The following is an 11,373-nucleotide window of genomic DNA, read 5'->3' as shown; positions in this document are numbered from 1 at the left end:
CCGTTGGTTGTGTTTCGTTCAAGTCAACGCAACAGTTTTAGATTCTAAACACGTAAAAATCTGGGCACGAATAACCCAGCACCATTGTGAGTGTGATGGTGCTCACAATGCTGGCAAAGGAGTATCAAATGAGCAACAAATCAAAAGAAATTGACCAATACACAGCGAGTGTTCTTCAAAACGGTATATCTCGAAGAAGTTTTCTCACCCGAGCAGCAATGGGCAGTGGTGGATTAGCTTTTGCGACGTTAGGCATGGGGTCTGCTAGCGCGGCACCTTTGCAGGCAGAGGGGGCATATGGCGAGATTGGTGGTGCAACCTTAAGTTTTTTACCTAAACCTAAATCTATTGCGGATAAGGACATAGCAACAACTCAAACATTTGATGTGGTCGTTGTTGGTGCCGGAGCTTCGGGTGTCCCAGCTGCACTTTCTGCCAGAGAAAATGGTGCTACAGTTGCGTGTTTGCAAAAACAACCAATACCAGTTTCACAGGGTAACACTGGGTCTGGTATCGATCTTAAGACCAGTGACAAGTCTGCAATTGAGGCACTTGTTAGCCGTTTAATGGCCGATAACGCCCACCGTTCTCATCCTGGCTTATTAAGACAATGGGCTTACAACTCAGGCGAAGCGGTCACTTGGGTGATTGATCGTATGAAGCAAAGTGGCGGCCAGGTTGTCGACCAAGGCACTAAAGTACAGCACGGTATTCGCGGTATTGCAGACCAAGGTGATCGTTTAAATTTTGTTACGTCCTTCTGCGGACCTAAACCCTACACTACTGGTGACGGTATCCGTGCTCTCGCTAAAACTGCCGAAAAGGCGGGTGTTAAATTTTTCTTCAACACGCCAGCACAACAATTGATCCAAGACGAGTCAGGCAAAGTTGTAGGTGTTATTGCTCAAACTCGTGATGGTAAATATCACAAATTTATGGCGAAGAAAGGCGTCATTCTGTCTTCTGGTGATTACCAAAATAACAAGGCAATGTGTGACTTCTTTATTCCAGATCTGAAAAACTTCGAACGTAAACAAATGGATCGTACTGGTGATGGTTTTGCTATGGCCTATTGGGCCGGTGGCGTTATCGAACCTGTTGGCCATACCAAAATGCTACACGATTTTGATGCTGGTCCCGCTTCAATGTGTGACATGCCATTCTTAGCCGTTAATCGTAAAGGCGAGCGTTTCGTTAATGAAACGGTTGAGATGTCATTAATGAATAACTACCTCAAAGATGAGTATAACGCTGGCCATTACTCTCAGGTTTTTGATTCTGATTACATGACACAAGCGAAGGATTGGCCAGGTCACCTTTATTCACCTGAAGAGCTAAAGGACTATATGCCTGAAGTGCCCGGTGAGAAAAAGGGTGTATATCCTTCATTAACAAATACCTACTCAGCAAATACCTTAGAAGAATTGGCTGTGAAGCTAGAGTGCGATCCAAAAACCTTTGTTGCAAGCGTAAATCGTTACAACGAATTGTGTAAGAAAGGTAAAGACGAAGATTTTGGTAAACCAGCGAGCAAAATGGTTCCGGTGCTTAAGCCACCATTTTATGGCATTCACCGTCGCATGAGAATTTCAACCTTATGTTCCGGTATTTTGGTTAACGAGAATCATCAAGTGCTTGATGCAGATGGTAAAGAAATTCCGGGCCTCTTCATTGTGGGTAACTTAGGTGCAGGCTTCTACGGTGGTGTTGATTACCCATTAACGGTATTCGGCTTGTCTCTGGGACGTTGCTATACCTTTGGTTATTTAGCAGGCAAATACGTCGCGAAACTTTAAGCGCCAAATTATCAATAGTGGCTGCTTTTTAATGGCATCCAGTGACATGAATGATGGAATTTAAAATGAAGAATCTCACAATTATTTTTGCCCTTGTTCTGGGCATTTTCGCAGCAAATGCGATAGCAAAAGATAATGTTTTACTCGATCAAACCCATGCTGCAAAAGGAATCAAATGTAACAGTTGCCATGGTACTGAGGCTCGTCAAGCTGTAACTATGCTGAAATGCGTACAGTGCCATAATACTGAAAAATTAGCGCTAAAAACCGAAAACGTGAAACCGACTAACCCCCACAAAAATCGTCATTTTGCGACTGAAACGGATTGCGCAAAATGTCATCATATTCACCAAAAATCAGAAAACTACTGTGTAGGATGTCATCCTAGGTTTGACCTAGTCACGCCATAGCAGTTGAGTTGTATCAAGCGGATTTAAAGCTTCTCGACACAAAATGCCAGTTAACCTTAACTGGCATTTCTTTTTACTTGTTTGGTGGCCTTAAATCTAAGGAGTTCCACTTTTGCTGGCCCCTTAAGTCGATTTCCCCCTCGTTATACACCCAATCTTCTTCGGTTAAGTTGTCAGTTTTTAAGCCAAAAACAGATGGGTAAAAAAACAACTATACACATACGTTTTTTCATATATATAATTCCACATATGTTTTAATGGCTATTTTGGAAGCGCTCAATGCACCCCGTCACTTTTTTTAAAGCCCTTGCCGATGAGACTCGGCTGAAATGTTTACTGCTGATCCAGCGGGAAGGGGAGCTGTGCGTCTGTGAATTAATGGCCGCGCTGTCGGAGATCCAACCTAAGATCTCGAGGCATTTAGCACAGTTAAAAAAAGCAGGGATCTTAGTCGATAGGCGCCAAGGTCAATGGGTGTTTTATCGGATTAATGCTGAACTTGCGCCTTGGTGCCAGCAAGTGTTGGCGCAAAGTTGTGAGGCTAATAGTCCGTTTTTAGCTGAGAGTATGCAGAACCTGTGCAGCATGGGAGCTCGTCCCGAACGTGCGAAAGCTTGCTGTTAAGTAAAGAAATGGATTCGATATGAGATAAGTTGAGGTCGTTATGGGGAGCTTTGAACGTTATTTAAGTGTCTGGGTTGGCTTGAGTATTCTTGCTGGAGTCACGCTTGGGAATCTGGTGCCAGAGGCATTTTCCGCTATCGCGGCTGTCGAGTTGGCCCATGTGAATTTGATTATTGCGTTATTCATCTGGGTGATGATCTATCCCATGATGGTGCAGATTGACTTTTCAGCGGTTAAACATGTCGGTAAAAACCCCAAGGGGTTGTTGCTGACACTCACTATTAACTGGCTAATTAAACCCTTCACCATGGCCTTGCTCGGTTGGTTGTTCTTCAAATGGGTGTTTGCCCCTTGGGTCGACCCGCAAACGGCGGGTGAATATATCGCGGGGATGATTCTCCTTGGGGTCGCCCCTTGCACCGCCATGGTGTTTGTCTGGAGCCAACTTACTAAAGGTGACCCTAACTACACCTTAGTGCAAGTCTCTGTTAACGATATCATTATGGTGTTTTTATTTGCGCCGCTCTCTGCATTGTTGCTGGGGGTGAGTGATATTCAAGTGCCATGGGAAACCCTGCTGCTATCTGTGGTGTTGTATGTCTTATTGCCCTTAGTCGCAGGCGTGTTAACTCGAAAGCGCCTCGAGGCAAGGCATGGTGCCAGCGCGGTGCCGCAGCTATTAGCTAAACTCAAACCTTGGTCTGTGATAGGGCTACTCGCGACGGTTGTGCTGTTATTTGGTTTTCAGGCCAAGACCATAGTGACACAGCCACAAAATATTCTACTCATAGCTATTCCTTTGATTATCCAGAGCTATGGCATCTTTATCTTGACCTACTGGCTGGCGTTAAAGCTCAAACTGACCCATGCGATTGCCGCGCCCGCGAGCATGATCGGTTCTTCTAACTTCTTTGAATTAGCCGTGGCCGTGGCGATTTCGCTCTTTGGTTTACATTCGGGGGCCGCGTTGGCGACCGTGGTGGGCGTGTTGGTCGAAGTGCCAGTGATGTTGTCTTTAGTGTACTTTGCCAATCGCACCCGCCATTGGTTTACGACTTAATCTGTTTTTGAAATAAATGATATTTAAAATCAACAAATTGTAAGTTAACTGGGTAGTTATAAATCATGGCAATTAAAATCGGGATTAATGGATTTGGGCGCATGGGACGTTTGGCTCTGCGCGCGGCGTGGGAATGGGATGATGTAGAGTTTGTGCAGATCAACGATCCCGCAGGGGATGCGGCTACCTTGGCCCATTTGCTTGAGTTCGATTCAGTTCACGGTCGCTGGCTTTATCCGGTCACGGCGAATCAGGATGGTATTCAAATCCAAGAGAAAACCATTCGCACCACACGCAATAAGACGATTGCCGAGACCGATTGGTCGGGATGCGATGTGGTGATTGAAGCCTCAGGGGTGATGAAAACCAAAGCCTTACTACAAGCCTATTTAGATCAAGGTGTGAAGCGGGTGGTGGTGACGGCGCCAGTCAAAGAGGAAGGTGTGTTAAATGTGGTGATGGGAGTGAATCATCAGTTATACGACCCAGCTATTCATCCAATTGTGACCGCGGCTTCCTGCACTACCAACTGTCTTGCGCCTGTGGTGAAAGTGATCCATGAGCAGATTGGCATCAAGCACGGCTCTATGACCACTATCCATGATATTACCAACACCCAGACGATTCTGGATGCACCGCATAAGGATCTGCGCCGAGCCCGCGCCTGTGGGTTAAGTTTAATCCCCACCACCACGGGCAGTGCGACGGCAATTACCCATATTTTCCCAGAGCTTAAGGGCAAGTTGAATGGCCATGCCGTAAGGGTGCCGCTCGCTAACGCATCCCTCACCGACTGTGTTTTTGAGCTTGAGCGCAACGTGACCGAAGCGGAAGTGAATGCGCTGCTACAAAGCGCCGCCGAAGGCGAACTCAAGGGCATTTTAGGTTATGAGGAGCGGCCTTTAGTGTCGGTTGATTATAAAACCGATCCCCGTTCGAGCATTGTCGATGCGCTTTCGACCATGGTGGTGAATGGGACTCAGCTAAAACTTTACGTGTGGTACGACAATGAGTGGGGATATGCCAACCGTACGGCAGAGCTTGCCCGCTTAGTCGGCCAGCTTGATTTGCCGCGTTAGGAGAGCACTGTGCCTGCTGCCAAGCTATTTGAGCAACTGATGCAATTGCCCGCTGGTGTGCGGCAATATTTGCTGATCACCTTCAATTATTGGAGTTTTACCTTAACCGATGGTGCGCTGCGGATGTTGGTGGTGCTGCATTTTCACGATCTCGGTTATACGCCATTCGCGATTGCGATGTTGTTCTTGTTCTATGAGATTTTTGGTGTCGTGACCAATCTGGTGGGCGGTTATCTCGGCGCTCGCTTGGGGCTTAATCGTACCATGAATCTAGGCCTTGGTATGCAGGTGTTGGCATTAGGGATGTTATTGGTGCCAGCGGCCAGTTTACCGCTGTGGCTCGCGGGCGTGCCCTGGGTGATGGCGGCGCAGGCGCTTTCCGGCATTGCTAAAGATCTCAATAAGATGAGCGCAAAAAGCGCGATTAAATTGTTGGTTCCAAAGGGCGAGCAGGGTCGGCTTTACCATTGGGTTGCTATGCTAACCGGGTCTAAAAATGCCCTTAAAGGAGCGGGATTTTTCCTCGGTGGTGCCTTGCTGGCGGGATTGGGTTTCAATATGGCGATTGCCGCCATGATGGCCGTGCTTGCGCTAGTGTGGTTAATGAGTCTGGTCTTGCTGAAAAAAGATCTGGGGAAAGCGAAGAACAAACCTAAGTTTACCGAGATTTTTTCTAAGAGCCGCAGCGTGAATATTCTCTCGGCGGCGCGCCTGTTTTTGTTTGCCGCAAGGGATGTGTGGTTTGTGGTGGCTTTGCCCGTGTATCTGGCGAGCCAATGGGGCTGGGACCATTGGGCCGTGGGCGGCTTTTTGGCGCTCTGGGTGATAGGGTACGGCATAGTGCAAACCTTAGCTCCGAAGATCACCGGTGCGAGTCGATTGGAAGCTAACACTTCGCAGCGTATCCCCGATGGTTATACCGCCTTAGTTTGGTCGACCTTATTAGCTTTTATTCCCGCGTTAATTGCACTCAGTTTGTATCTGGATTTCTCACCACAGCTCAGTCTGATCTTGGGGCTGATGTTATTTGGCGGACTGTTTGCGATTAACTCGTCACTGCACAGTTATTTAATTGTGAGTTACGCCAGTGAAGAGGCGGTATCCCTCGATGTTGGGTTCTACTATATGGCTAATGCCATGGGGCGTTTAGTGGGAACCGTGCTTTCGGGCTGGGTGTATCAGAGTTATGGACTGGTGGCCTGCTTATGGATTTCGACGACCTTTATTGCAATAACGGCACTGATCTCTATCAAGCTGCCTCGACAACTCAAAGGATAGCAAGATGTTGAGCTGGCGAAAGTCTTTACCGAGTGTTAGAACCATTTGCCTTGTCTGCATGGCTTCGCTATTCGCTGTTTCGCCGCTCTTAGCATCAGTTACACCTGCATCAAATTCCGCATTAGCTGAGACACCCAATCTCGCCCCAAAGCCCATTCGAGATTGGAAAGATCCTGCCTACATTATCCAAGCCTTTGATGAGATAGCCCTTAAAAATGAATACGATAAAGTTAAACATCGGGTACGGAAATGGCGTCAGCCCGTGCGCGTCTTTGTCGAGCATCAAGTGGGCGATACTGGGTTGCATACACAATTGGTGCAGATGCATTTAAGTCATCTGGCACAAATCACCGGCCACAGTATTGCCAAGGTGGATTCGCTCGAAGAGGCCAACTTACATTTAGTCTTTACCCGTCAATCCCAATGGGCCGATGTGGTGATGCGTCTTATGGGGGCAAGTGCGGCCAGTAATATTCATGGCTCCGTTTGTATGGGAAAATTTGTGCTTAACTCCAAGAATGAAATTGAGCGTGCTTGGGTGGTTATCCCGGTCGACCAAGCGCAAATGCATGGCAAATTGGTGGCCTGCGTGGTGGAAGAAATCACCCAAGTGCTGGGCTTACCCAATGATTCGGTTAAAGTATTTCCTTCCATTTTTAACGATAAAACACCGCAGGATTTACTCACTGGGCTGGATTATATTTTGCTGAAACTGCTCTACAGTGCAGATATTCATGCCGGCATGACGGCCGCCGAAGTGCAACCCATATTGCAAAAACAACTCGAACAATGGCAGCGGGATGGGACGCTGACACAAGCCGATAAAGCGGTTCGTCAGGGCCAGTTGTACCCACTGTTAGGTTATTGATCCCCAAGGTTTTACATCGAAAGTTGGCTTTGATCATGCTTTACCAATTATTCCTTTTTCTTTTAGGAATAAGGGCATAGTCTATCTTTAAAAGAGATAAACATGCTGGAGGCAAGCTATGCAGATGACATTGCAGTTTTTGGGCGCGACCGAGGAAGTGACTGGCTCGTGCCACTTACTCACAGTGGCAGGTAAGCAAATGCTGCTCGATTGCGGCCTCATTCAAGGCGGTAAGGCCGATGAGTTACGTAATCACGAGCCTTTTAGTTTCGACCCAAAAGCGATTGCAGCTGTTGTCTTGAGTCACGCCCATATTGATCATTCGGGCCGCTTACCTCTGTTGGTTAAGGCGGGCTATACCGGGCCGATTTTTACCCACAAAGCGACGGCTGAGCTGTGTGCCATCATGCTAAAAGATGCTGCCATGCTGCAGGTGCGCGATACCGAAAGAACCAATAAAAAGCGTGCAAAGCATGAGTTGGAGCCTTTAGAACCGCTATTTACTGTAGAAGATGCGGAGCAGGCCATTACTCAGTTTGTGTCGCTGGAATATGGCCAAGTCACCCGAGTGCTCCCCCATGTGGATATTTGCTTATCGGATGCGGGGCATATTTTAGGCTCGGCACTGGTGGAACTTTGGTTAGGTGAGGGGAAAGCGCAGAAAAAACTGGTATTTAGTGGCGATCTTGGCCGTGCTGGCATGCCGATATTACGTAATCCCACCTTAGTCGACACCGCCGATTTGGTGCTAATGGAAAGCACCTACGGTAATCGTTTCCACCGCAGTTGGACCGATACTCTGGCCGAGTTAAAGGCGATTTTCGCCAAGGCGGTGACCGAGAGCCACGGCAATATTCTGTTGCCGGCTTTCTCAGTGGGGCGTGCGCAGGAGCTTTTGTATCTATTTCATTTGTATGCCAAAGAGTGGGATCTCTCCCGCTGGAAAGTCTGCCTTGATAGCCCTATGGCGATTGAGGCGACGCGGGTGTATGTCAATAATTATCCCTTAATGGACGATGATTTTAAGCGCTTTACGCGCCAGCATCCGGGGCAACATCCGTTATTGTCGAATGTAGAATTTATCCAATCGACTGAAGAGTCTATCGCCCTTAACGATGTGCACAAAGGGTTGATCATTATTGCGGGCAGCGGCATGTGTAACGGTGGCCGTATCCGTAGTCATTTAGAGCACAATCTATGGCGCCCAGAATGTGATGTGATTATCTGCGGCTATCAAGCACTTGGTACGCCGGGACGCGCCTTAGTCGATGGCGCCGAGGAACTCACTATCCATGGTAATAGCATCAAAGTTGCCGCTAAATTACACACTGTCGGTGGCTTATCAGCCCATGCGGATCAGGCGGAGTTATTACGTTGGTATCGACATTTTGAAGCGCAGCCGCCTTTGGTGCTTGTTCACGGCGAACCCGAAGCCCAGCAGGGATTAGTCGCTGTGATGAATCAAGACTCGAAAACCAAACCTAAAGCGCTGGCCATCGCCACCCGTGGCGATATGTTGGATTTAAATGCCTTACCCAAATTAGTTTGGGTGACAGCTTAAGTGATAGCCCACGGCTCTTGAGTGCAGAGGGCCACATTACAGCGTTAGTCCGAGTTATTATCAAATTCAGTGTCGTCGAGTAACTCGAGGCTTGGGTCGATACTGGGCACGTCTTTAAATAAGCGGGTGAAGTGACGTTGCACCCCTTTCAGATCGATTCCTGCTAATCCTGAGGCGAAACCAAACCAAGCATACAAGCCGCTGAAGTTGTCGAACATCGGCGGCAAATACTTAGGTGGCGTCAGAATTCCTTCTTGGCAAGCTTGATAGAGCACGGGGATGTCCTCAATGGCGAGTTTGCCTAAAAACAGCATAGGGATCAGTTCGGGTAAACCCGATGTGATGGCGCTGCGGATAAAGTTGATGTTTTCGACATAACCACGCACATAGGAAATATCTTTGGTAAAAAAGCTGCCGCCTTCGACCATGCCGCCACGAAACACCCTTTGTGTGACTCGATAACTATCCTTAGCGCTAAGATTTAACTCTCTGAAATAGTTAAATACTTCAATAAAGTTTGCCCCATTTTCCGCCATATCTACCGCAGCGACACGGTCGCTAATACGGCGGGCGCGGCCTGGGTTAGAACTTAGGGTGAGCATTTCGAGTAAGACGGCAAGCCCTTCTTGGGTGGCTGCTACGCGGGGAGAACCGACACTGAGCCAAGTCGCATGGGGTTGAGCTCGACCATTGAGCGTGGTGCCTACATGCACCCAACCTTCATGAACTTCGTACACATTGAGATCTGACTCGCTGAACATGGCTTTGCTGTTGAGTTTGACCGTATCGCCACCCACTGCGGCGTCAGACACAATCCCGTCACTCAACCGCACCCGCATATCATCACTGTGGAAGTACTTTTCCAATCGCTGGCTCAGTACATTCACGGCTTCGGGGGCACTTATGATTTTAGGGTGGTGTTTATTCATATGCCGCGCGGCGGGCAGGGAGAAGATATAACTGAGTTTATCGCCCAATTGGCGCAGGGTGTGGCGATCGCCGTGTAATCTGTGGCTGGCGCTGCCGTAGAGTTCTTGGCTAAGCTGACCAAAGACAGGGGTTCCTCGATGACCCAGCATATCGACAACTAAGCGATATTGGTCGACGTTAGCAATTAAGATCTTACCCAGCTTATCTTTTTTACCTAAACGGCGGTGGATTTCTTGTTTTAGCGTGAGCAGCTCTGCTTGGGTTTTAACGGGATCGAAGGGCAAGGCAATTTTTTGATAAAAATCTTGGCTAATCGCTGGCAGAACCGTGCCTTTACTGGAGAGAAAGCGCTCTTCCATTTCCCGTGGCCATTTGATGGCATCTAAAATTTTAATCGGCGTTTGGATGCGGATAAGCTCATCGGAAAGGCGACGTAAATCTTCTTGATACTGGGCTAACGACTCTGACATTCCCGTAATCCTGTGCGACTTGGACGATAAAAATTAGCTTAATCATAGCGGTAAAGCCGCTGTATTTATAGGTTTCTTCCCCCAAGCAATTGAATATTGTCGATTAAATACCTTGAACACTATCGATTTAATGAATCATTTTGGTGCAACGCGGCTTATTTTAGCGCGATATAGCGTTAACCTAATCTCATAACCCACTGTTAAACATTAACTTATTTTGCTGGCATCAAAGCTGCTTTGCGTGTTTGAGCAATGGGATAACGTCGATGGGAGAGAGTTATGGCTGCAATGAGCTATTTGAGTGTGATTGAGCGTTATCACGAATACGAGGCCACAGTGCATGAGCTGATGGAGTCCATTTTAACGGGTATTGCCGATGCGGACTTATTTCACCAACCTAAAGTCGATATCAAGGCCATGAAAGGTATTGCGGGCAGTTACCCCTTTGTCGAGCTGATGTATTTGCTCGATACCCAAGGAGTGCAAATAAGCCAAAATATCACAGTGGTCGATCAGCAGATCAAGTTAGTGCCCCTTGGCGGTAATCGCGACCGCAGTCAGCGGCCCTATTTTACTAATCGGGATGAGTCAGATGGCGTCAATATCACTCGCCCCTATTTATCCAATGCCAGCGGGAACTTATGTTTATCAGCCTCCTTAGCGATTGTGCAGCAGGAGCAAAAGCTGGGTTATCTGGTCGTCGATGTGGATTTGACGCGAATGATTGAGTTTATGATGGGCGACAGTGCTCGTCGGCGAGTAACGCCAGCCTTTAAAGCCGTGTATGGCTTGATAGTCGCAGGGCTTTTTGTGCTGGTGATGGTGCTACTTTGGACGGCGCTTAGGGATATTTATGGGTTATTTGTGGTGGATCATGTCGGGCAAGATCCATTGCAACCCTTTGGGATCATAATCTTTATGACTCTAGCGTTAGCGATCTTCGACCTTGGAAAAACCATTCTCGAGGAAGAAGTGTTAATGCATAAAGATATTTTTCGTCACAGCTCCACCCGCCGAACCATCACTCGCTTTGTTTCAACGATTTTGATCGCCATTTCGATTGAGGCCTTATTGACCATGTTTAAGGCGTCACTGGGCGAGAAACAATATATCGAGCCAGCGATTTGGATGATGTTGGCCGTGGTAGGGTTATTAGTCGGGTTAGGGGCTTATGTGTATCTCGGGGCAAAAGCGGAATGGCTGCTGATCAAAACTCAGGCCTATAAGAGCGGTAAAAAGTAGTATCAAAAGAATAGTGAATTGTACACCCAGCCCCAAGGAGCTGGGTGAGGCTTTT

General features: G+C 47.8%; 10 protein-coding genes. 9 read left to right on the top strand and 1 reads right to left on the bottom strand.

Translation table 11 applies throughout. The features are described from left to right. Positions 1 to 128: 128 nt before the first annotated feature. The 8 genes from SHD_RS20300 (at position 129) to SHD_RS20265 (ending at position 8,676) form a co-directional block, all read left to right on the top strand. Positions 129 to 1,796 (top strand): FAD-dependent oxidoreductase, encoded by a 1,668-nt coding sequence (locus tag SHD_RS20300; protein ID WP_039978820.1) that lies wholly within the window; start codon positions 129 to 131, stop codon positions 1,794 to 1,796. 65 nt (positions 1,797 to 1,861) lie between these two features. Beyond that, positions 1,862 to 2,206: a cytochrome c3 family protein gene (locus SHD_RS20295; RefSeq protein ID WP_039978818.1), complete on the top strand. Its 345-nt coding sequence runs from the start codon at positions 1,862 to 1,864 to the stop codon at positions 2,204 to 2,206. Between the two features lie 279 nt (positions 2,207 to 2,485). After that, a complete protein-coding gene (locus tag SHD_RS20290; protein WP_023268843.1) occupies positions 2,486 to 2,830 on the top strand; it encodes a metalloregulator ArsR/SmtB family transcription factor in 345 nt (114 codons plus the stop codon). Between the two features lie 40 nt (positions 2,831 to 2,870). Then, positions 2,871 to 3,890 carry an ACR3 family arsenite efflux transporter gene (gene arsB, locus SHD_RS20285; RefSeq protein ID WP_023268842.1) on the top strand — a complete coding sequence of 340 codons (1,020 nt, stop codon included), beginning with the start codon at positions 2,871 to 2,873 and terminating at the stop codon, positions 3,888 to 3,890. Between the two features lie 65 nt (positions 3,891 to 3,955). Next, the gene (locus tag SHD_RS20280; RefSeq protein ID WP_023268841.1) at positions 3,956 to 4,969 is read left to right on the top strand and encodes an ArsJ-associated glyceraldehyde-3-phosphate dehydrogenase; all 1,014 of its coding nucleotides are present in this window, start codon (positions 3,956 to 3,958) and stop codon (positions 4,967 to 4,969) included. A gap of 9 nt (positions 4,970 to 4,978) precedes the next feature. Next, positions 4,979 to 6,247 carry an organoarsenical effux MFS transporter ArsJ gene (gene arsJ / locus SHD_RS20275; RefSeq protein WP_023268840.1) on the top strand — a complete coding sequence of 423 codons (1,269 nt, stop codon included), beginning with the start codon at positions 4,979 to 4,981 and terminating at the stop codon, positions 6,245 to 6,247. A 4-nt stretch (positions 6,248 to 6,251) separates the two neighbouring features. Continuing rightward, positions 6,252 to 7,115: a DUF2927 domain-containing protein gene (locus SHD_RS20270; RefSeq protein WP_039978817.1), complete on the top strand. Its 864-nt coding sequence runs from the start codon at positions 6,252 to 6,254 to the stop codon at positions 7,113 to 7,115. 118 nt (positions 7,116 to 7,233) lie between these two features. Further along, positions 7,234 to 8,676 (top strand): MBL fold metallo-hydrolase RNA specificity domain-containing protein, encoded by a 1,443-nt coding sequence (locus SHD_RS20265; protein WP_023268838.1) that lies wholly within the window; start codon positions 7,234 to 7,236, stop codon positions 8,674 to 8,676. Between the two features lie 44 nt (positions 8,677 to 8,720). Here the strand turns inward: SHD_RS20265 and SHD_RS20260 are convergent, their stop codons facing one another. Continuing rightward, a complete protein-coding gene (locus SHD_RS20260; RefSeq protein ID WP_023268837.1) occupies positions 8,721 to 10,076 on the bottom strand; it encodes a flavohemoglobin expression-modulating QEGLA motif protein in 1,356 nt (451 codons plus the stop codon). A 279-nt stretch (positions 10,077 to 10,355) separates the two neighbouring features. Between SHD_RS20260 and SHD_RS20255 the strand changes: the two genes are divergently transcribed. Beyond that, the gene (locus tag SHD_RS20255) at positions 10,356 to 11,318 is read left to right on the top strand and encodes a PDC sensor domain-containing protein (RefSeq protein ID WP_023268836.1); all 963 of its coding nucleotides are present in this window, start codon (positions 10,356 to 10,358) and stop codon (positions 11,316 to 11,318) included. Positions 11,319 to 11,373: the final 55 nt, after the last annotated feature.

It is taken from the genome of Shewanella decolorationis S12 (assembly GCF_000485795.1).
In the GTDB taxonomy this organism is placed as follows: Bacteria; Pseudomonadota; Gammaproteobacteria; order Enterobacterales; family Shewanellaceae; genus Shewanella; species Shewanella decolorationis.
This window is presented reverse-complemented; position numbering and strand designations above follow the sequence as displayed.

What these genes read in the sequence shown, in the direction of transcription:
- SHD_RS20295 (WP_039978818.1), top strand. Translation starts at nt 1,862, where the DNA reads ATGAAGAATCTCACAATTATTTTTGCCCTTGTTCTGGGCATTTTCGCA.
- SHD_RS20300 (WP_039978820.1), top strand. Translation starts at nt 129, where the DNA reads ATGAGCAACAAATCAAAAGAAATTGACCAATACACAGCGAGTGTTCTT.
- arsB (WP_023268842.1), top strand. Translation starts at nt 2,871, where the DNA reads ATGGGGAGCTTTGAACGTTATTTAAGTGTCTGGGTTGGCTTGAGTATT.
- SHD_RS20280 (WP_023268841.1), top strand. Translation starts at nt 3,956, where the DNA reads ATGGCAATTAAAATCGGGATTAATGGATTTGGGCGCATGGGACGTTTG.
- SHD_RS20270 (WP_039978817.1), top strand. Translation starts at nt 6,252, where the DNA reads ATGTTGAGCTGGCGAAAGTCTTTACCGAGTGTTAGAACCATTTGCCTT.
- SHD_RS20260 (WP_023268837.1), bottom strand. Translation starts at nt 10,076, where the DNA reads ATGTCAGAGTCGTTAGCCCAGTATCAAGAAGATTTACGTCGCCTTTCC.
- SHD_RS20290 (WP_023268843.1), top strand. Translation starts at nt 2,486, where the DNA reads ATGCACCCCGTCACTTTTTTTAAAGCCCTTGCCGATGAGACTCGGCTG.
- SHD_RS20265 (WP_023268838.1), top strand. Translation starts at nt 7,234, where the DNA reads ATGCAGATGACATTGCAGTTTTTGGGCGCGACCGAGGAAGTGACTGGC.
- SHD_RS20255 (WP_023268836.1), top strand. Translation starts at nt 10,356, where the DNA reads ATGGCTGCAATGAGCTATTTGAGTGTGATTGAGCGTTATCACGAATAC.